This is a genomic window from Mycobacterium sp. NGS45, from assembly GCF_059812645.1.
In genome coordinates, this window is the sequence record NZ_JCALDB010000014.1 from 23,336 (window position 1) to 43,507 (window position 20,172).

Annotated in this window: 15 protein-coding genes; 12 read left to right on the forward strand and 3 right to left on the reverse strand. The window is 68.6% G+C overall.

Annotated elements, in window-relative coordinates:
- The first annotated feature begins 169 nt into the window (after window positions 1-169).
- The 7 genes from AC5Y3P_RS14220 to AC5Y3P_RS14250 all read left to right on the forward strand — a co-directional run bounded on the left by AC5Y3P_RS14220 (window position 170) and on the right by AC5Y3P_RS14250 (window position 6,899).
- Complete coding sequence (locus tag AC5Y3P_RS14220) at window positions 170-1,147, forward strand: esterase family protein (protein ID WP_500046553.1); 978 nt, start codon at window positions 170-172, stop codon at window positions 1,145-1,147.
- A 118-nt stretch (window positions 1,148-1,265) separates the two neighbouring features.
- The gene (locus tag AC5Y3P_RS14225; protein WP_500046554.1) at window positions 1,266-2,381 is read left to right on the forward strand and encodes an ABC transporter substrate-binding protein; all 1,116 of its coding nucleotides are present in this window, start codon (window positions 1,266-1,268) and stop codon (window positions 2,379-2,381) included.
- Window positions 2,382-2,413: 32 nt separating this feature from the next.
- Complete coding sequence (locus AC5Y3P_RS14230; RefSeq protein ID WP_500046555.1) at window positions 2,414-3,247, forward strand: ABC transporter permease; 834 nt, start codon at window positions 2,414-2,416, stop codon at window positions 3,245-3,247.
- Window positions 3,244-4,032 carry an ABC transporter permease gene (locus AC5Y3P_RS14235; RefSeq protein WP_500046556.1) on the forward strand — a complete coding sequence of 263 codons (789 nt, stop codon included), beginning with the start codon at window positions 3,244-3,246 and terminating at the stop codon, window positions 4,030-4,032. The genes AC5Y3P_RS14230 and AC5Y3P_RS14235 overlap by 4 nt, the downstream gene beginning before the upstream one ends.
- A complete protein-coding gene (locus AC5Y3P_RS14240) occupies window positions 4,029-5,075 on the forward strand; it encodes an ABC transporter ATP-binding protein (protein WP_500046557.1) in 1,047 nt (348 codons plus the stop codon). The genes AC5Y3P_RS14235 and AC5Y3P_RS14240 overlap by 4 nt, the downstream gene beginning before the upstream one ends.
- A gap of 92 nt (window positions 5,076-5,167) precedes the next feature.
- The gene (locus AC5Y3P_RS14245) at window positions 5,168-6,433 is read left to right on the forward strand and encodes a maltokinase N-terminal cap-like domain-containing protein (protein WP_500046558.1); all 1,266 of its coding nucleotides are present in this window, start codon (window positions 5,168-5,170) and stop codon (window positions 6,431-6,433) included.
- A 13-nt stretch (window positions 6,434-6,446) separates the two neighbouring features.
- Window positions 6,447-6,899 carry an SRPBCC family protein gene (locus tag AC5Y3P_RS14250; protein ID WP_500046559.1) on the forward strand — a complete coding sequence of 151 codons (453 nt, stop codon included), beginning with the start codon at window positions 6,447-6,449 and terminating at the stop codon, window positions 6,897-6,899.
- 38 nt (window positions 6,900-6,937) lie between these two features.
- Here the strand turns inward: AC5Y3P_RS14250 and AC5Y3P_RS14255 are convergent, their stop codons facing one another.
- Window positions 6,938-7,510, reverse strand: a complete 573-nt coding sequence (locus AC5Y3P_RS14255; RefSeq protein ID WP_500046560.1) for a hypothetical protein — start codon at window positions 7,508-7,510, stop codon at window positions 6,938-6,940.
- 108 nt (window positions 7,511-7,618) lie between these two features.
- The gene (locus tag AC5Y3P_RS14260; RefSeq protein ID WP_500046561.1) at window positions 7,619-9,079 is read right to left on the reverse strand and encodes an aldehyde dehydrogenase family protein; all 1,461 of its coding nucleotides are present in this window, start codon (window positions 9,077-9,079) and stop codon (window positions 7,619-7,621) included.
- A 208-nt stretch (window positions 9,080-9,287) separates the two neighbouring features.
- Here AC5Y3P_RS14260 and AC5Y3P_RS14265 point away from each other — a divergent pair, with 208 nt between their 5' ends.
- Both AC5Y3P_RS14265 and modA read left to right on the forward strand, forming a co-directional pair.
- Window positions 9,288-9,695, forward strand: coding sequence for a TOBE domain-containing protein (locus AC5Y3P_RS14265; protein ID WP_500046562.1), 408 nt, complete (start codon window positions 9,288-9,290; stop codon window positions 9,693-9,695).
- On the forward strand, window positions 9,692-10,450 hold the full coding sequence (gene modA, locus AC5Y3P_RS14270; protein WP_500046563.1) for a molybdate ABC transporter substrate-binding protein: 759 nt from the start codon (window positions 9,692-9,694) through the stop codon (window positions 10,448-10,450). The genes AC5Y3P_RS14265 and modA overlap by 4 nt, the downstream gene beginning before the upstream one ends.
- 17 nt (window positions 10,451-10,467) lie before the next feature.
- On the opposite strand, the gene AC5Y3P_RS14275 is transcribed toward modA, so the two are convergent.
- Window positions 10,468-11,619 carry an amidohydrolase family protein gene (locus AC5Y3P_RS14275; protein ID WP_500046564.1) on the reverse strand — a complete coding sequence of 384 codons (1,152 nt, stop codon included), beginning with the start codon at window positions 11,617-11,619 and terminating at the stop codon, window positions 10,468-10,470.
- A gap of 89 nt (window positions 11,620-11,708) precedes the next feature.
- On the opposite strand from AC5Y3P_RS14275, the gene recC reads away from it, so the two are divergent.
- The 3 genes from recC to recD are packed head-to-tail and all read left to right on the forward strand — an operon-like array spanning window position 11,709 to window position 20,168.
- Window positions 11,709-15,002 (forward strand): exodeoxyribonuclease V subunit gamma, encoded by a 3,294-nt coding sequence (gene recC / locus AC5Y3P_RS14280; RefSeq protein ID WP_500046565.1) that lies wholly within the window; start codon window positions 11,709-11,711, stop codon window positions 15,000-15,002.
- Entirely contained in the window at window positions 14,995-18,384 is a 3,390-nt protein-coding gene (locus AC5Y3P_RS14285) for a UvrD-helicase domain-containing protein (RefSeq protein ID WP_500046566.1), read from the forward strand. Before recC ends, AC5Y3P_RS14285 begins: the two co-directional genes overlap by 8 nt.
- Window positions 18,381-20,168: an exodeoxyribonuclease V subunit alpha gene (recD, locus tag AC5Y3P_RS14290; protein ID WP_500046567.1), complete on the forward strand. Its 1,788-nt coding sequence runs from the start codon at window positions 18,381-18,383 to the stop codon at window positions 20,166-20,168. Before AC5Y3P_RS14285 ends, recD begins: the two co-directional genes overlap by 4 nt.
- The last annotated feature ends 4 nt before the right edge of the window (window positions 20,169-20,172 follow it).

Sequence of the window (20,172 nt, forward strand, 5' to 3'; positions counted from 1 at the left end):
GGTAATGGCCATGTAGGGTCACCCGGCGAGGGGTAACAACCGTGTCATGCGATGGCGTAATGAATGCGTTGTGCTCCGCGATGAACATGTCGTCCACGGTGGCGCGACGCCACTGCGGGTGAAACACGGCGACTTCTGCGTCGTACACACAGATGGGCTGGATATAGGTATGAAATTCGTTGACAAGCTGCGTGGGAAGTGGGCCCGCCGCCTCGGTGTCGCTGCCATGGCGACCGCCTTGCTGCCGGGCCTGATCGGCGTCGCAGGACAGACCGCGACCGCTTCGGCGTTCTCCCGTCCGGGTCTGCCCGTCGAGTACCTCGACGTGCCGTCGGCCTCGATGGGCCGTGACATCCGGATCCAGTTCCAGAGTGGTGGCGAGGGCTCGCCGGCTCTGTACCTGCTGGACGGTCTGCGTGCCCAGGACGACTACAACGGCTGGGACATCAACACCGCGGCCTTCGAGTGGTACCTGGACTCCGGTATCTCGGTGGTCATGCCGGTCGGTGGCCAGTCCAGCTTCTACTCCGACTGGTACGCCCCGGCCTGCGGCAACAACGGTTGCCAGACCTACAAGTGGGAAACCTTCCTGACCTCGGAGCTGCCGTCCTGGCTGTCGGCCAACCGTGGCGTGAGTGCGACCAACAATGCCGCGGTGGGTCTGTCGATGGCCGGCTCGGCCGCGCTGATCCTGTCGGTGTACCACCCGAACCAGTTCACCTACGCCGGGTCGATGTCGGGCTTCCTGAACCCCTCCGAGGGCTGGTGGCCGTTCCTGATCAACATCTCGATGGGTGACGCCGGCGGCTACGACGCCAACGACATGTGGGGCCGCACCGAGGACCCGAACAGCGCCTGGAAGCGCAACGACCCGATGGTTCAGATCCCCACCCTGGTGGCCAACAACACCCGGCTGTGGATCTACTGCGGCAACGGACAGCCCAACGAACTGGGCGGCGGCGACCTGCCGGCCACCTTCCTGGAGGGCCTGACCATCCGCACCAACCAGACGTTCCAGGAGAACTACCAGGCTGCGGGTGGCACCAACGGTGTCTTCAACTTCCCGAACAATGGCACGCACAACTGGGCCTACTGGGGCCGGGAGCTGCAGGCCATGCTGCCGGACCTGCAGGCTCACCTGCTCTGATCACGAGCTAGCTGCGCGGAATCCCCCAACGCTCGCGTTGGGGGATTCCGTGTTTTCACGGTTCAGTAGGGTCGTGCCCGGAACGGGCGTGCACCCACGTCACCGGAAAGGCTTGAGGATGATCACCACTCGGATGCTGACGTTGGCTGCGGCCACGTTGGCGGCGTCGCTCGGGTTGACGACGGCGTGCGCGCCGCCGGAGCGCGCCGCGGATCAGGGCGGCTGGGCCACCGCGACCGCGGCGGCCGATCTCGGTGGCATGGAGGCCCTGATCGAGGCAGCCCAAGCCGAAGGTGAGCTCAACGTCATTGCGCTGCCCCCGGATTGGGCCAACTACGGCGAGATCATCGAGACCTTCGCCGACAAGTACGGCATCGAGGTCAACTCGGCGCAACCCGATGCGGCCTCGCAGGACGAGATCAACGCCGCCGTGCAGCAGAAGGGCAACAGCACCGCGCCGGACGTGTTCGACCTCGGTCAGTCGGTGGCGCTGGCCAACACCTCGATGTTCGCGCCCTACCGGGTGAGCACCTTCGACGACATCCCGCACGTGCTCAAGGACCCCGAGGGCCGGTGGGTCAACGACTACGGCGGCCACATGTCGGTGGGCTACGACTCCACCAAGGTGCCCGAGATCAGCTCGCTCGACGACCTGCTCAAACCGGAGTTCAAGGGCATGGTCGCGCTCAACGGCGACCCGACCCAGGCCGGCGCGGGATTCTTCGGCGTCGTGATGGCGTCGTTGTCGCAGGGCGGCTCGGCCGACGACATCGCGCCGGGCGTGGAGTTCTTCGCCCGACTGAAGCAGGCCGGAAACTTCCTGCCGGTCGATCCGACCCCGGCGACCATCGCCTCCGGCCAGACCCCGGTGGTCATCGACTGGAACTACCTCAACGGCGCCCAGAGTATGAAGATGCCGACGTGGCGCATCTTCGTGCCCAACGACGCCTCGGTGGCCGGCTACTACGTGCAAGCCATCAACAAGGACGCGCCGCATCCGGCCGCCGCGCGGCTCTGGCAGGAGTTCCTGTTCAGCGATGAGGGCCAGAACTTGTTCGCGATGGCCGGTGTGCGACCGGTGCGCGCCGACGCCATGATCCATTCCGGCACCATCGACCCGGTGGCCTTCGGGCAGATCCCGGCGATCGACGGTCCGGTCACGGTGCTCAGCCCCGCGCAGACCGACAAGGCCGCGGCCTACCTGGCGGACAACTGGGCCAAGGCAATCGGCTGACGGTGCCGAACTTCGCAGCTGTCAAGCGAGGGGTGCGAGAAGGGTTGCCGCTGCTGCCCTTCCTGACCTTCATCGCGGTCTTCCTGATCGTCCCGACGCTGACCGTCGTGGTCAATGCGTTCTTTTCCGACGGTGGGTTCACCCTGCAGCGGATCGAAGCCTTGTTCTCCGACACCGCGTTGGCGGCGCTGTGGCGCAGTCTGCTGCTGTCGGCGAGCACCGCGGTGCTGGGCGCGGTCTTCGGAGCGCTGCTGTCCTGGGTGATCGCCAACCGGCCGGCCGGCTCGCCGCTTCGCCGAGCCGTGTTGGCGCTCAGCAGTGTGTTGGCCCAATTCGGTGGTGTGGCACTGGCGTTCGCGTTCCTGGCCACCCTGGGTATCAACGGCGTGCTGACCTTGTGGGTGGCTGATTGGTTCGGCTGGAACCTGGCTGCCGGCGGCTGGCTGTACAGCCTGCCCGGACTCATCTTGGTGTACACCTACTTTCAGATCCCACTGATGGTGATCGTGTTCCTGCCGGCGCTGGAAGGACTGCGCGTGCAGTGGCGCGAAGCCGCCGTCGGGCTGGGTGCCTCGAGTTGGCAGTACTGGCGCGAGGTCGGCTTCCCGCTGCTGGCGCCGGCCTTCCTGGCGTCGGCATTGTTGCTGTTCGCCAACGCATTTGCCGCCTACGCCACCGCGGCGGCACTGGTCAGTCAGGGCTCCCCGATCGTGCCGCTGTTGATTCGCACAGCGCTGACCAGTGAGGTGGTCCTCGGCCAGGCCGGTTTCGCCTACGCGCTGGCGCTGGAGATGATCGTGGTGGTCGGCGTCGTCATGGTGGGGTACACGATGCTGATGCGGCGGACCGCGAGGTGGCTGCGATGATCCGGCAGAAGCGCAGCGCGCTGCGAATCGGCCTGCTGATCGGGTTCGGGCTGTTCTTCTTGTTCCCGCTCTACGCCATGGCCGATTTCTCCACCCGGGATGTGCGCGCAGGTGGGCGCAGCTGGCAGGCCTGGCAGAACCTGGTCGCCGACCAGGCGCTGTATTCGGCCATCGTGGTTTCGCTGCTGCTGGCCGCGTTGACGGTGGCGGCGATGCTTCTGGTGCTGCTGCCCACCATGGTGTGGGTGCGGCTGCGCGCCCCGTGGGCCCGCGGGCCGCTGGAATTCCTGTGTTTGTTGCCGCTGACCATTCCGGCGCTGGTAATCGTGGTCGGCATGCGCAACGTCTACCTGTGGGTGACCTACCTGCTGGGGGAATCGGCGCTGACCCTGACCTTCATCTACGTGGTGGTGGTGTTGCCGTTCGCCTACCGCGCCCTGGATGCGGCGCTGTCGTCGATCGACCTGCACACGCTGGTCGAAGCCGCCCGCTCGCTGGGGGCGGGCTGGGGCACCACCGTCACGCGCGTGGTGGTGCCCAACATCTGGTCGGGCATCCTGTCGGCGTCGTTCATCTCGGTGGCCGTGGTGCTCGGGGAGTACACCATCGCGTCGCTGTCCGGGTTCGACACGCTGCAGGTGCAGATCGTGGCGATCGGCAAGACCGACGGGCCCACGTCGGTGGCGGCGTCGCTGGCCGTGCTGATGTTCGGGTTCGTGCTGTTGCTGGCGTTGTCGTTGCTGAGCCGGCGCCGGCGCGGCGCCGCGGTGGGAGGACCAGCGTGACCGCGCGGGCCGGAGTGGCCGTCGAGCTGACCGACCTGACCCGGGTGTACGGCACGGTCACGGCGTTGGACGGATTGACGCTGCGGCTGGACCCGGGCGAACTGGTGGCGCTGCTCGGACCGTCCGGTTGCGGCAAGACCACCGCGTTGCGGATCCTGGCGGGTCTGGACGAACCCACGTCCGGGCGCGTAGCGGTGGGCGGCACCGACATCACCGGTGTGCCGCCCAACAAACGCGACATGGGCATGGTCTTCCAGGCCTACAGCCTGTTCCCGCACCTGACCGCGGTGCAGAACGTGGCGTTCGGGCTCAAACTGCGCGGCCTCGACGCCGGCAAGCGCACGGTCCGCGCCGAGCAGATGCTCGAATTGGTGGGCCTGGCCGAGCACCGCAACAAGTACGCCGATCAGCTTTCCGGTGGGGAACAGCAACGGGTGGCGTTGGCGCGGGCCTTGGCGATCGAGCCGCAGGTGCTGCTGCTGGACGAGCCGCTGTCGGCGCTGGACGCCCAGGTGCGGGTGCAGTTGCGCGACGAGATCCACCGGGTGCACCGCGAGGTCGGCACCACCACGGTGTTCGTCACCCACGACCAGGAGGAGGCGCTGGTGCTGGCCGACCGGGTCGGCGTGATGAACGCGGGCCGGCTCGAGCAGATCGCCACGCCGGATCGGTTGTACGCCCAGCCGGCCACCCGGTTCGTGGCTGAATTCGTCGGCCTCAACAACCGGTTGCCGGCCAATACCGCGGACGGCTGGGCCCGGGTGCTGGGCGCCCGGGTGCCGGCCCTGCCGGGTTCGGTGCAGGGGCGTGGCGTCGCGTTGGTGCGCCCGGAGTCGTTGATCGTGCTGCCCGACGACGACGGCACCGCGATCGTCGTCGACGTGAGTTTCCTGGGTCCGGTGTCCCGAGTGGAGCTGGCCGGGGCCGGCGGGCTGCGGCTGGTGGCTCAGCTGTCCGGGGCGCAGGCGCAGCGGTTGCGGATCGGGGCTCGGGTCGCGGTGCGGCTGCAACCCGATCCGGTGCTGGTGGTCCCCGACGACTGAGCTACCGGCGATCGAGCGGTTAGCGTGGAAGCGGCTCGGGTACTCGCCGACCCAGACTCGATCCTCGATTGCGTGGAGGTCCGTTCGCGGATATGACGAATTTGGCTGTGGCCGACTGGTTGACCCGACAGCGGTGGTACGCCGGCCGGAACCGAACGTTGATCTGCGCGGAGCCGGCCGTGACCATCGAGTTGGGTGCCGACCTGGATTTGGTGTTGGTCGACGCTCGCTACGCCGACGGCGGCACCGATCGCTACCAACTGCAGATCCGCTGGGCCGGCACGCCGCAGCCGGACCTGCCGGCCGCTGCGCTGATCGGTGAGAGGGACGGCCGCTGGGCCTACGACGGCATGGCCGACCCGGTGGCCGCCCGGCATCTGTTGGCACTGTGTGCGGGGTCGCAGCCGGTGCCGAACCTGACCTTCAGCGCCGAACCCGGCGCCCGGCTGCCACTCGACGCGCCGGCCCGGGTGTCCGGCGCCGAGCAGAGCAACACCAGCGTCATCTTCGGAAAACAGGCCATTCTCAAGGTCTTTCGCCGACTGAGCCCGGGTGTCAACCCCGACGTCGAACTCAACCGGGTGTTGGCCCGCGCCGACAACCCGCACGTGGCGCGGCTACTGGCCGCCTTCGAGACCAGCTGGGACAACCAACCCTGTCCGCTGGGCATGGTCACCGAGTTCGCCGCGGGTTCCGCGGAGGGCTGGGCACTGGCCACCGGCCCCGACAAGTCTGAATTCACCGCGGAGTCCCACCGGTTGGGTGCCGCGGTGGCCTCGGCGCACCGCACCTTGGCCGACGAATTGGGCACCCAGACCGCAGCATTCGATGCCGACCTGATGTTGGCCCGGCTGCGCGAGACGGCCGCCGCGGTGCCGGAGTTGACGGCGCTGCAGCCCGGTCTGGAACGCCGGTTCGCGGCTGTGGCGGGTCATCCGGTGCGGCTGCAGCGGGTGCACGGGGACCTGCACCTCGGCCAGGTGTTGCGCACACCCCAGAGGTGGTTGGTGATCGACTTCGAAGGTGAGCCGGGAACCCCGGTGGCGCAGCGCCGTCGACCTGATTCGCCGCTGCGTGACGTGGCCGGGATGCTGCGGTCCTACGCCTATGCCGCCTACCAACCGCAGATGACGGCCGGCACCCGCGACGTCGAGGGTGCGCAGCACTGGATATCGGCGAACCGCGACGCGTTCTGTTCCGGATATGCGACCGTCGCAGGAACCGATCCGCGTGAGCACGCCGACGTGCTGGCCGCCTATGAACTGGACAAGGCAATCTACGAAGCCGGCTACGAGGCCCGCTTCCGTCCGGAATGGTTACCAATTCCGTTGCGCGCCATAGCTGAATTCACCGACTGACCCGAGGAGAGACATGCACGCCGAAGTGACCGTCCACATGAAGGCTCCGGCCGAGCGGATCTGGGATCTGGTGTCCGATGTGCGCCGCATCGGTGAGTTCTCGCCCGAGACCTTCGAAGCTGAATGGCTCGGCGGCGCCACCGGTCCGGCGGTCGGGGCCAAGTTCCGTGGCCATGTCCGGCGCAACGAGATCGGCCCGGTGTACTGGACCACGTGCCGGGTCACCTCGTGCGAGCCGGGCCGCGACTTCGGTTTCGAGGTGCTGATCGGTGATCGCCCGGTGAACAACTGGCGCTACCAACTGCAGCCGGCCGGCGACGGCACCGACGTCACCGAGTCGTTCCGGATGGCCGATGGAGCGTTCACCAAACTCTTCGGTCTGCTCGGCGGGCAGTTGCGGCGTCGTCGCAACATTCGGGACATGACCACGACGCTGCGCCGTGTGCAGGCCGTGGTGGAGGCGTGAGCCGGGCCGCGACGGCCGTGACGGCCGAGTAGCGGGCGTCAGCCGGTGAACAGCGTCGCGGTGCAGTAGGTGCGTGCCGGCGCGGGATAGGGCCAGGCGAACCGTCCGCGGGAGGACGGGCAGGCCTGCTGATCCCGTACGTCGATGCGGCTGATGACTTGCACCAGCAGCCCGGTTTCGGTGCCGTTCTCGGCCTGGCCGTCCCGGCCGGTGCATTCGGCGCGTTGCATCACGCCGATCGGCACCGTCAATCGGTAGCAGTGGTCGGCGACCAGGTTGGGTACCAGGCACAGGCGCGCGGTGCCCCGGTCGGCGACCGGGCCGGGGAAGTGCTGGTACTCGTCGCTCGGGCACTGGCCGGTGTCGGTGGCCAGAGCGCCCACGGTGTAGCTCGGGTCCGCGCTGCACGAGGACTCCACGGCCCGCACCTCGTGCGGGCTGGGGGCCTCCACGACGACGCATTCGCCGACCGCGAGCGCACGCGGCGATTCGGTCACCGGCGCGCTGGTGCTCGATTCGAGCGCGAGCACGGTGGCAGCGGTCACCGCCACGGCGGCGAACGTCAACGCCAGCGGGACGACCAGCCGACGGCGGGCAGCAGCAGATCTCACGGGTACGAGAGTGGCAGAAGTTGGCTCGTGTGTCTGCTCTTTCTCGCGCTTATACCGCAGGTGCGCCGCTGTGGATGGCAGCGACACACCTGCGGTAGCGGAGATTTCTCAGAGCTGGGCCCAGATCGACTTGGTCTTCAGGTAGGCGTCGATGCCCTCGTAGCCGAACTCCTTGCCCAGGCCGGACTGCTTGTAGCCGCCGAACGGCACGTTGTGGTCGAAGGTCAGCTGGCAGTTCAGCCCGACCATGCCGGCCTGCAGCCGCTTGCCCAGGTTGTGCGCGCGGGCCAGGTTGCTGGTCCAGGCCGTGGCGGCCAGGCCGTAGCTGGTGTCGTTGGCCATCGCGATGGCTTCGTCGTCGTCGTCGAACGGCAGGATGGTGACGACGGGGCCGAAGATCTCTTCCTTGTACAACCGGCTGGTGGCCGGGTCGACGCCGGTGACCACGGTCGGTTTGACGAAGTAGCCCTTGCGATCCAGCCGGTAGCCGCCGCTGACGATCTCGGCGCCGTCACTCTTGCCCTGATCGATGTAGCCGAGCACCCGGTCGAGCTGCTTCTGGCTGACCAGCGGGCTGATCATGGCGCCCTCGTCCTTGGGGCCGCCCAGCACCAGGTTGTCGCCGATCATCGCAATGCCTTGGACCACTCGCTCGTAGACGCTGCGCTGCACAAAGATCCGGGAACCGCACACGCAGCCCTGGCCGGAGTGCACGAAGATGCCCATCGAGGCCATCATGATCGCCATGTCCAGGTCGGCGTCCTCGTAGATCAGCACCGGGGACTTGCCGCCGAGTTCGAGCGTCACCTTCTTCAGGTTGTCCGCCGAGTTGCGCATGATCTGCTTGCCCACCTCGGTCGAACCGGTGAAGGCGACCTTCTCGACGTCGGGATGGGCGGTGATCGCGGCACCGGCGGTCGCGCCGTAGCCGATCACAAAGTTGGCCACGCCGTCGGGCACCCCGGCCTCGCCGATCAGGCGCTCCAGCAGCACCGCCGACAACGGGGTCTCCTCAGCCGGCTTGACCACGCTCGAGCAGCCCGCGGCCAGCGCCGGCGCGACCTTGGCGCACGCGTTGAACAGCGGGCCGTTCCACGGGTAGATCAGCCCGACGACGCCGTAGGGCTCCTTTTGGGTGTAGGCGTGCAGGTTGGAGTAGTTGCTGTTGACGCCGCCCTCCATCTGCACCTGGTAGCTGCTGCCGTTGATCTTGGTGCACCAACCGGCGTAGTAGCGGAAGAACTCGGCGCAGGTGGAGACGATCATCTCGGCCTGCATCGGCGGCATGCCCGCGTCCAGCGACTCCAGCTCGGCGAACTCCGCGGCGTGCTCGTCGATCAGGTCGCCCAGCTTCCACAGCACCTTGGCGCGCTGACGGGCGGCCAGATCGGTCCACACCCCGGATTCGTAGGCGGCCTTGGCCTTGGCGACGGCCTCGTCGACGGCCTCCGGGCCGGCGTCGCGGAACTCGGTGATCTGCTCCTCGGTGGCCGGATCGATGACCGCGATGGTCTCCCCGGTGCCGGGCCGGTTGGCCAGATCGTCCAGAACCGTCTGCAGCGTCGTCATCGGGGCCCCTTCGTGGCGATGAGCTGAGCGTGCGCTCAGCGATTGAATGCTGAGCACTTGCTTAGCATCGGCGAGACGGGCCGTCAAGGTCCGGTTGTTTCCCCGCGTCCGGCACTGACCGGCAAGATAACCGCGAACGCGGAACAAAATCTGAGTTTCATCCGCAATTGCGGTTGAAGGTCGTCGGGGTGACAACTACTCTTGCTGCGTGCCGCAGATCCGCGTTCGTGATGCCGCCGAACTGCTCGGGGTCAGTGACGACACCGTGCGGCGCTGGATCGGCGCCGGACTGGTGCCGGCTGACAGCGACGCGGCCGGCCGCAAGGTGATCGACGGGGCCGCGCTGGCTTCCTTCGTCGCCGAGCAATCCGGCAGCGCGCCCAAGGACCCGCTGGGGATCGGCAGTTCGGCCCGCAACCGGTTGCCCGGCCTGGTCACCAAAGTCATCGCCGACGAAGTCATGGCCCAGGTGGAGATGCAGTGCGGACCGTTCCGGGTGGTCTCGTTGATGAGCAGCCAATCAGTGCGTGAACTCGGGCTGGAACCCGGCAGCGTGGCCGTCGCCGTGGTCAAGGCGACCACCGTCATCGTGGAAACGCCGAAGGGACAGTCATGAGCCTTAGGATCGGCATTGGTGCCGTACTCGCGGCCTTGGGCCTGCTCACCGGATGCGGACAAGCGACCGACTCGCAGTCCGAGGACACCCTGGTGGTGTTCGCGGCCGCGTCATTGCAGTCGGCCTTCACCGAGATCGGGTCGCAGTTCGAGACCGAGCACCCGCAGACTCAGGTGGAGTTCTCGTTCGCCGGTTCGTCCGATCTGGTCACCCAGCTGACCCACGGCGCGCCGGCCGATGTGTTCGCCTCGGCCGACACCCGCAACATGGACAAGGCGGTGACTGCGGACCTGGTGGCCGGCGACCCGGTGGACTTCGCCGGCAACACCCTGACTATCGTCGTCGCACCCGGAAACCCGAAGGGCGTCAAGACCTTCCAAGACCTGGCCAACCCCGAACTGTCAGTGGTGGTGTGCGCACCGCCGGTGCCGTGCGGCGGCGCCACCGAGCGGGTCGAGCACGCCGCCGGCGTCACGCTCGTCCCGGTCAGCGAGGAATCCTCGGTCACCGACGTGCTCGGCAAAGTCACCAGCGGTCAGGCCGACGCCGGCCTGGTGTACGTCACCGATGCGGCCGGCGCCGGGGACCGGGTCACCGAGGTGCCGTTCGCCGAATCCGGCCAGGCCGTGAACACCTATCCGATCGCGGCGCTGGCCCAATCCGAGCAGCCCGAGTTGGCGCGCAGTTTCCTGGAACTGGTCACCGGGGAGTTCGGACAGAAGGTGCTGGCCCGGCACGGCTTCGTGCAACCCTGACCGACGGTGCAGCGCGGTTAGAAGACCCGGACCTGGCCCTCGAGCGCCGGCACGGTCTCGGGCAGGTGATAGGTCTCGATGCCGTTGCGGAACATCACCGCTTCGCGGGCATGCTCGGGCAGATGCTTGACCAGCCAGCGCGGGTCATCGAAGGTCCAGTGCGGGTAGTCGCTGGAGAACAGCAGGATCTTCTCGCACTCCATCCAGTTCAGCGCGCGGGTCAACTCGGTCTTGTCCTCCGGATAGTCCAGCGGTTGGGTGGTGAACTTGATGTGCTCCTTGACGTACTCGCTGGGTTTGCGCTTGATGTCCAGCCAGGACTTGCGCGCCTGGTAGATGGCGTCCATCCGCCACATCAGCGGCAGGATCCAGGTGAAGGCGTGCTCCACGAACACGATTCGCAGCGTCGGGAAGCGGTCGAAAACACCGTCGAAGATCAGGCTCATGATCTGATTAGCGGCCAGCAGCGAGTAGGTGACCATGAAGTCGTGGTTGTAGCTGGGGTAGCCGACCGGCGGCATCGGCAACTCTTCGAAATGACTGCGGGACAGATGGCAGGACACCGTGATGTCGTGCTTGGTGGCCGCGGCCCACACCGGGTCATAGCACGGATCACCCCAGGCCGGCCGGCGTTCGGCCTTGATCAGGATCTGCGCCATGTAGGGGTGCCCGGCCCACTTCTCGATCTCGGCGGCGGCCAACTGCGGTGCTTCGATCGACACGCAGATCGAACCGCGCCAGCGTTGATGCCAGTTGTTGTGCGAGTCCAGCCAGTGCGCATCCTGCCAGGAGTTCAGCGCCTGGCTCATGGCGTGGTCGGCCTCGGGTAGCCGGGCTGGATAGGCGCCGGGTTCCAGGATCGCGATGTCGGCGCCGGCCTCCATGATCAACTGACGAAACGCGAGGTCCGGGTCGCTGCAGGCGAATTCACCGTCCGGTGGGAAGGTGTCCACCCGCATGGCGTAAGAGTGTGCGTAATCCGGCGCGTCGTAGTAGATCAGGTCGCCGTAGCGGTGCGTGCCGAAGAACTTGGTGCGCCACGGTTCGGGGATGAACGGCCCCAGCTCCCCGGTGCGCGGCATCGGGTGGACATCGGAGTCGACGCAGCGCACCGCCGTGCGTTCGGTCGCCGGCTTCCGGTCGAAGGTCGGGGTCGGCTTGGCAGTCATGTGTGGAGTCGTCGTCTGAGTCATCGCAGCACCCTTCCTGCTTCCGACGCTACCAACTCATGTCGGCGACAGGCTCTAGATTGAGCGCGATGGCCCTTCACGTGCACCGCGCCGAACGCACCGATCTGCTCGCCGACGGACTGGCCGCGCTGCTGGACACCCCGCAGCCGGACCCGTTCGCCGCCGAGCTGGTCCTGGTGCCGGCCCGCGGTGTCGAACGGTGGCTGTCCCAGCGGCTGTCGCATGTGCTGGGCCGCGGCCGCGGCGCCGACGGGGTGTGCGCAGGAGTGGTGTTCCGCACGCCGCGTTCACTGATCGCCGAAATCACCGGGACCGCTGACACCGATCCATGGGCGCCGCAGGCCCTGGTGTGGCCGTTGCTCGAGGTGATCGACGGTGCGCTCGACGAACCGTGGTGTCACACCCTGGCCACCCACTTGGGCCATTTCGACGACGGCGACGAAGCCGAATTGCGGCAGGGCCGGCGCTACGCGGTGGCCCGCCGGATAGCCGGCTTGTTCGCCGGCTACGCCGCACAACGCCCGCAGTTGCTCGATGACTGGCAAGCCGGTCGACACACCGACGGCGCCGGTGACGCGCTGGATGCCGACTTGGACTGGCAACCTCAGCTGTGGCGGGCGCTGCTGGGGCGGGTCGGCGCCGAGTCACCCACCGACCGGCATCGCCGAGTGCTGGCGCAGCTGGCTGCCGGACCGCAGCCGCTGCCGGCCCGGATCTCTTCATTCGGCTACACCCGACTGTCCAGGACCGACATCGAACTGCTGGGCGCGCTGGCCACCCACCACGAACTGCATCTGTGGTTGCCGCATCCCAGCGCTGCGTTGTGGCAGGCCCTGAGCACCAGCGCCCAGGCAGCGGTGCCGCGTCGTGACGACGTCAGCCACCGCCGGGTGGGCCACCCGCTGCTGGCCACCCTGGGCCGCGACGTCCGCGAGCTGCAAGCAATGCTGGCGCACTGCGTGCCCGATATCGACTCGGACAGCGCAGCCGAGCCGACCCGACCCGAAAACCTGCTGGGCTGGCTGCAATCCGACATCGCCGCCAACCAGGTGCGTGCGGCCGGCCGCACCTTGGCCGAGCAGGACCGCTCGGTGCAGGTGCACAGCTGCCACGGTCCGGCCCGGCAGGTCGACGTGCTGCGCGAGGTGGTCCTCGGCCTGCTGGCCGACGACCCGACCCTGGAACCCCGCGACATCGTGGTGATGTGCCCCGACATCGAGTCCTACGCGCCGTTGATCGCAGCCGGCTTCGGCCTCGGCGACGTCGCCCCCAATGGCCATCCGGCGCATCGGATCCCGGTCCGGTTGGCCGACCGGGCGCCCAGCCAGACCAATGCGCTGCTCGGCGTGGCGACTCAGTTGCTCGACCTGGCCGGCGGACGTGCCACCGCCAGCGAGGTGCTCAACTTCGCGACCGCTGAACCGGTGCGCGCCAGGTTCGGGTTCACCGACGACGACCTGGACACCATCACCGACTGGGTGCGCGAATCGGGGATCCGCTGGGGATTCGATGCCGCACACCGGCGCAGTTACGGGCTGGACAGCTTCGTGCAGAACACCTGGCGGTTTGGCCTGGACCGGGTGCTCGCCGGCGTGGCGATGTCCGAGGACGCGCAAGCTTGGTTGGACACCACCCTGCCGCTCGACGACGTCGGCAGCAATCATGTCGAATTGGCCGGCCGGTTTGCCGAATTCGTCGATCGGCTGGTGGCCGGCGCCGAATCGATGTCCGGGGTGCGCACCCTGAACCAGTGGTTGACCGCGCTGCGCGACACTGTGGCCACCCTGACCGCCGTCGGCCCCGACGATGGCTGGCAGATCGGGCAACTGCACCGCGAATTCGCCCGGGTGCTGGCCGATGCCGCCAACCACGCCGAAACCGAACTGCGGTTGGCCGATGTGCGGGCACTGCTCGGTGATCACCTCGCCGGTCGACCGACTCGTGCGAACTTCCGCACCGGTGCGCTGACCGTGTGCACCATGGTGCCCATGCGCTCGGTGCCGCACCGGGTGGTCTGCCTGGTGGGTCTGGACGACGGTGTCTTCCCGCGGATCGGCCAGGTCGACGGCGACGACGTGCTGGCGCGTCGACCGCTGACCGGGGAACGCGACGTGCGGGCCGAGGATCGGCAACTGCTGCTCGACGCGGTGTGCGCGGCCACCGAGAAGCTGGTGATCACCTACACCGGCTGCAACGAACACTCCGGCGTCGTTCGCCCGCCGGCCGTACCGCTGATAGAACTGCTCGACGTACTGGAACGCACCACCAGCAGCGCCCCGGCCGCGGTGCGCCACCAGGTGGTGATCGATCAACCCTTGCAGCCCTTCGATATTCGCAACGTCACGCCGGGGGAGCTGGCGGCTGCGGGCCAGCCGTTCACGTTCGATGCCACGGTGCTGAACGCGGTCCGCGCCGCCCGTTCCGAGGGCCGGCCCGCGCCGGCCCCGTTCTATTCCGGTCCGCTGCCGGCGCTGCCGCCGTCGGACGTATCGGTAGCCGACCTGCTCGCGTTCTTCCGGGATCCGGTGCGCGGCTTCTTCCGCGCCCTCGACTACGCGCTGCCGTGGGATGTCGACGAAGTACAGGACAGCATGCCGGTCGAATTGAATGCGTTGCAGGAGTGGTCCGTCGGTGACCGGATGCTCCATGACATGCTGCGCGGGCTGCCGCCTGATGCTGCGCGGCAAGCCGAGTGGCGGCGCGGAGTGCTGCCACCCGGACGGCTGGGGTGGCGGAAAGCCAAGACGATTCGGGATCAGGCCGCCGAACTGGCTCGGGAGGCCCACCGCTACCGGCGGGGCCCGGCCACCGCCTGCGACATCGACATCGAGTTGGCCGGCGGACGGCGGCTGACCGGGACGGTGTCGGGATGCTACGCCGAATCCGTGGTGTCGGTGACATATTCGAAGCTGGGACCCAAACAACTGATCGACGGCTGGATCAGGCTCTTGGCGCTGACTGCCGCCCGGCCCGGCGATCAGTGCGGCGCGGTGTGCATCGGACGCGCCGGGCGCGGCGGTACGGTGCAGACCCGTCACCTCGGACCACCCGAGGCGCCGGCCACCGAAGTTCTGGCCGACTTGGTCGATCTCTACGACGAGGGTCGGCGGGCGCCACTGCCGTTGCCGGTCAAGACCAGCTATGCCTGGGCGGCAGCACGATTCGAACACCGCGACCCGGACCGGGCGGCGGGCTACAGCTGGAATTCCGGACAATACCCGGGGGAGTGCGAAGACCCCGCCTACGTACGGGCCTGGGGGCAGAACACCGCGCTGTCCGCGCTGCAACCCGACCTGGGTCGACTGGCCACCCGGCTGTGGGTGCCGGTGTTGCAGGCCGAAAGGGACGGTGCTGATGGATAGCTTCGATCTGACCGGACCGCTGCCGGCCGCCAACAGCACGACCGTGCTGGAAGCCAGCGCCGGCACCGGAAAGACCTTTGCGCTGGCCGGTCTGGTGACGCGCTACCTGGCCGACGGGGTCGTCGGCCTGGATCAGATGCTGCTGATCACCTTCAGCCGCGCGGCCAGCCAGGAACTCCGCGAGCGGGTACGGAGCCAAATCCGGGACACTGCAGAGGCTTTGGACCGACCCGCGGATCCAACGGACAACCAGATCATCCAACTGTTGCGGTCCGGCCCCGAGCAGCAGGTGCAGCAGCGCCGCACCCGGTTGCGCGACGCGCTGGCCGGCTTCGACGCCGCCACCATCGCCACCACGCACCAGTTCTGCCAGCTGGTGCTGAAATCGCTGGGCATCGCCGGTGATGGCGACACCGGGGTGCGTCTGGTGGAAAGCCTCGACGAGTTGGTCGACGAGGTGGTCGACGACCTGTATCTGGCCCGCTTCGGTCACCTCGACCAGGACCCGTCGCTGACCCACGCGGACGCGACCGCGCTGGCCCGCGCGGTGGTGGCCAACCCGAGCACCCAGTTGCGTCCGCTCGACCCCGAACCGGGCTCCGAACCCGCCGTGCGGCTCGAATTCGCCGAGGCTGTGCGCGCCGAGCTGGAGCGACGCAAGCGGCTGCTGGGCATCCTCGGCTTCGACGATCTGCTCACCCGGCTGGCCGCTGCGCTGCAGCCCGGGCCCGACGACGCGCCGAGTGCGGCCGCACAGCGGATGACCAACCGCTGGAACGTGGTGATGGTCGACGAGTTCCAGGACACCGACCCGGTGCAGTGGAAGGTGATCGACCGGGCCTTCTCCGGCCGGGCCACGCTGGTCTTGATCGGGGATCCCAAACAGGCCATCTACGCCTTCCGCGGCGGCGACATCGTGACCTATCTGAACGCTGCGCAGACTGCCGGCAACCGTCTGACACTGGGCGAAAACTGGCGTAGCGACGCCGCTTTGGTGAACAGCTTGCACACCGTGCTGGGCGGGGCCGCGCTGGGCCACGAGGACATCGTGGTGCATGAGGTGGTGGCACGCCAAGATCGCCGGCGCCTGGCCGGCGCACCCGTGGACGCGCCGTTCCGACTGCGGCTGGTCGGCCGGGACACCTTCGGTGTCAAGCCGGACAAGACCATTCCGATGCACGACCTACGTCGGCATATCGTCGCCGACCTGGCCGCCGACATCAGCCGGTTGCTGACCAGCGGGGCCACCTTCGATGGTCGCGCGGTGCAGGCCGCCGATCTCGCGGTCATCGTGGAAAGCCACCGCGATGCCCGCGCCTGTCATACCGCCTTGACCGAAGCCGGGATCCCGGCGGTCTACACCGGCGACACCGACGTCTTCGCCTCACCGGCTGCCGGCGCGTGGCTGGCCCTGCTGAAGGCGTTCGACCAACCGCACCGCAGCGCGGTGGTCCGGGCCGCGGCGGCCACCCTGTTCTTCGGGGAGACCGCGTACAGCCTGGCCGTCGGCGGCGATGCGCTGACCGACCGGGTGGCCGCCACCGTCCGGGAGTGGGCCGACCACGCCCGCGAGCGGGGCATCGCCGCGGTGTTCGAGGCCGCACAGTTGGCCGGGATGACCGAGCGGGTGCTGGCCTGCAACGGCGGCGAACGCGATATGACCGATCTGGCGCACCTGACCCAGTTGCTCGCCGAAACCGCGCACCGGGAACGGTACGGCCTTCCGGCACTTCGGGATTGGTTGCGCACCCAGTGTGCGGGGGGTGGCGGTATCGGTCCGGAAGGGGAACGCAATCGGCGGCTGGACAGTGATGCCGCGGCAGTGCAGATCATGACGGTGTGGGTGAGCAAGGGCCTGCAGTATCCGGTCGTGTACCTGCCGTTCGCCTTCAACCGGCACGTGCGTAAGCAGGATCTGGTGGTGTTCCACGATGGTCCGCAGCGCTGCCTGCACATCGGTGGCCCGGACAGTCGGGACTACCGGACCGTCGAAGCGGCGGGCAAGACCGAAGCCGCCAACGACGACATCCGGCTGACCTACGTGGCGCTCACCCGTGCGCAATCGCAGGTGGTCGCTTGGTGGGCGCCCAGCTGGGACGAACCCAATGGCGGACTATCCCGGCTGCTGCGCGGCCGCAGCCTGGGTGCGACCGAGGTGCCGGAGCGGTGTCCCCGGATGATCTCCGATGACGAAGCACGGCAGCTGTTCTCGGACTGGGAACAGGCCGGCGGGCCGGTGTGTGAAGCATCGGTCATCGGGCCGGCGGCACCGGTGCCCACCGAAGGGCTGCCAGATGACCTGGCGGCCCGACATTTTCATCGTCGTATCGACACCGGCTGGCGGCGCACTTCCTATTCGGCGTTGCTGCGCGGAGCCGCCGAAGTCAGCCCGGTCGGGGTGGGCAGCGAACCGGAGATCCTCGGCAAGGACGATGAGGCACCCGATCCGGCGGAGGAGGCGCCGGTGCCCAGGTCCGGGCCGGAGTCCGGAGCCGAGCCGGCCGCCGCCACCGCACCGCAGGCCGCGCCGTCCCCGATGGCCGAGCTGCCGGGCGGGGCCGGGTTCGGCTCGTTGGTGCACGCAGTGCTCGAACACGCCGACCCGCAGGCGCCGGACCTGGTGGCCGAACTGACCGCACGGGTGCGCGAGAGCCGGCAGTGGTGGCCGGTCGACACGGCGCCCGAGGACTTGGCTGCCGCGCTGCTGCCCATGCACCACACACCGCTGGGCGCGCTGGCCGCCGACCTGACGTTGGCCGCCATTCCACTATCGGACCGGTTGTGCGAGTTGGACTTCGAGATACCGCTGGCCTACGGCGACCTGCGTCCGGCCCCGGCCGCCGACCTGCGCCTGGCCGACCTGGGTGCGCTCGTGCGGACCCACCTGCCCGCCGATGACCCGCTGGCGGTCTACGCCGACCGGTTGAGCGGTCCGGAGCTGGGCGGCCAGCCGCTGCGCGGCTACCTGTCCGGATCCATCGACGCGGTGCTGCGGGTCCCGACCGGCCCCGGCGGCGCACCGCGGTACCTGATCGTGGACTACAAGACCAATCGACTGGGCAGCGCCGAGCGGCCGCTGACCGCCGAGGACTTCCACCGGCCGCAGCTGATCGAGGCCATGCTGCATTCCGACTATCCACTGCAGGCGCTGCTGTATTCGGTGGTGCTGCACAGGTTCCTGCGCTGGCGGCAGCCGGATTACCAGCCTGGCGAACATCTGGCCGGGGTGCTCTACCTGTTCGTGCGCGGTATGTGCGGGCCGGACACGCCGGTGCAGGACGGTCACCGGGCCGGGGTCTTCGACTGGGCGCCGCCGGCCGAGTTGGTGGTGGCGCTGTCGGATCTGCTGGCCGCAGCCGAACCCGGTCGGGATGCGGCATGAGCACCCCGATCAGCGTCGGCGACCACATCCTCGACCCGGCAGACCGCAGGTTGGCATTGCGCACCGGCGGACTGCTGCGCGCCTTCAACGACGCCGGCGTGCTCGACGCCGCCGACGTGCACGTCGCGACCCGGTTGACGGCGCTCGGTGCGGGCGCCGACGCCGGTGCCGAACCCGGCGCCGTCGCCTTGGCCGTCGCGCTGGCGGTGCGTGCGGTACGCGCCGGCTCGGTGTGCGTGGACCTCCGGCAGGTCGGCGCCGACGCTGCCGGCACCGGTCTGCCCTGGCCCGATCCCGACGACTGGCTGGCTGCGTTGCGGGCCAGTCCGCTGCTCGGTACGCCGCAGGGCGCGCCGCCGGTGCTGCATCTGGAACAAGGCCAGCTGCTGTATCTGGATCGGTACTGGCGGGAGGAGGAGCAGGTCTGCACCGATCTGTTGGCGCGGTTGGGCCCGGCTGCCGCAGTCGACACCGCCGCGCTGGAAGCCGGGCTGGACCGGGTGTTCGACCGGCCGAACTCCGAGGAACAACGAGATGCGGTGCGGGTTGCGGCAACCCAGCTGACCACGGTGCTCACCGGTGGACCGGGCACCGGCAAGACCACCACGGTGGCCGGTCTGCTCGCGCTGCTCACCGAGCAGGCCGAACTCGCCGGGCGCCCGCGGCTGCGGATAGCGCTGGCCGCGCCCACCGGTAAGGCCTCGGCGCGGTTGCAGGAGGCCGTGCTGCTCGAGATCGGCAACCTCGGCGACGTCGACCGGGCCCGGCTGACCGGATTGCAGGCGGTCACGCTGCACCGGCTGCTTGGGCCCCGCCCGGACACCTCGGCGCGGTTCCGGCACCACCGCGGTAATCGGTTGCCGCACGACGTGATCGTGGTCGACGAAACCTCGATGGTGTCGCTGACGCTGATGGCCCGGTTGCTCGAAGCGGTGCGCCCGGAAACCCGGCTGATCCTGGTGGGTGATCCCGATCAGCTCAGCTCGGTGGAAGCCGGTGCGGTGCTGGCGGATCTGGTCGAAGGGCTGGCCGGGCGCGGCTCGATCGCGCAGCTACAGACCTCGCATCGGTTCGGCAAGACGATCGGGGCGCTCGCCGAGGCGATCCGCCGCGGTGATGCCGACACCGCACTCGAGGTACTGGCGCGCGGTGGCGACGAAGTCGAGTTCATCGACACCGCCGATCCCGCCGCAGCGCTGCGCGAGGTGCTGGTACCGCACGCGCTGCGGGTGCGGGAAGCCGCCGCCGGGGTGACGCCGGAGTCCGCGGTGGAGGTGCTCGCCGAGCATCGGCTGCTGTGCGCGCATCGGGACGGACCCTACGGGGTGCGGCACTGGAACCGCCGGGTCGAGCACTGGCTGACCGAGGAGACCGGAGATTCGCACTGGTCGGATTGGTACCTGGGCCGCCCAATCCTGTTGACCGCCAACGACTACGGACTGGGCCTGTACAACGGTGACACCGGTGTCACCGTGCTGGTCGACGGCGAGTTGCGCGCCATGATCGACGGATCGACCGAGGTGCGCAGCTTCGCGACCAGCCGACTCGCCGACGTCGACACCATGCACGCCATGACCATCCACAAGAGCCAGGGCAGCCAGGCCGAAGAGATCACGGTGCTGCTGCCGGACGCCGATTCGCGCCTGCTGTCGCGGGAATTGCTCTACACCGCGGTGACCCGAGCCAAGTCCAAGGTGCGGCTGGTCGGCACCGAGGCGCGGGTGCGCGCCGCGCTGGAGCGTCGGGTGGTGCGGGCCACCGGGTTGCGCGCACGGCTGCAATAACCGG

What these genes read in the sequence shown, in the direction of transcription:
- AC5Y3P_RS14220 (WP_500046553.1), top strand. Translation starts at nt 170, where the DNA reads ATGAAATTCGTTGACAAGCTGCGTGGGAAGTGGGCCCGCCGCCTCGGT.
- modA (WP_500046563.1), top strand. Translation starts at nt 9,692, where the DNA reads ATGAGCCTTAGGATCGGCATTGGTGCCGTACTCGCGGCCTTGGGCCTG.
- AC5Y3P_RS14275 (WP_500046564.1), bottom strand. Translation starts at nt 11,619, where the DNA reads ATGACTGCCAAGCCGACCCCGACCTTCGACCGGAAGCCGGCGACCGAA.
- AC5Y3P_RS14285 (WP_500046566.1), top strand. Translation starts at nt 14,995, where the DNA reads ATGGATAGCTTCGATCTGACCGGACCGCTGCCGGCCGCCAACAGCACG.
- AC5Y3P_RS14250 (WP_500046559.1), top strand. Translation starts at nt 6,447, where the DNA reads ATGCACGCCGAAGTGACCGTCCACATGAAGGCTCCGGCCGAGCGGATC.
- recD (WP_500046567.1), top strand. Translation starts at nt 18,381, where the DNA reads ATGAGCACCCCGATCAGCGTCGGCGACCACATCCTCGACCCGGCAGAC.
- AC5Y3P_RS14235 (WP_500046556.1), top strand. Translation starts at nt 3,244, where the DNA reads ATGATCCGGCAGAAGCGCAGCGCGCTGCGAATCGGCCTGCTGATCGGG.
- AC5Y3P_RS14225 (WP_500046554.1), top strand. Translation starts at nt 1,266, where the DNA reads ATGATCACCACTCGGATGCTGACGTTGGCTGCGGCCACGTTGGCGGCG.
- AC5Y3P_RS14245 (WP_500046558.1), top strand. Translation starts at nt 5,168, where the DNA reads ATGACGAATTTGGCTGTGGCCGACTGGTTGACCCGACAGCGGTGGTAC.
- recC (WP_500046565.1), top strand. Translation starts at nt 11,709, where the DNA reads ATGGCCCTTCACGTGCACCGCGCCGAACGCACCGATCTGCTCGCCGAC.
- AC5Y3P_RS14260 (WP_500046561.1), bottom strand. Translation starts at nt 9,079, where the DNA reads ATGACGACGCTGCAGACGGTTCTGGACGATCTGGCCAACCGGCCCGGC.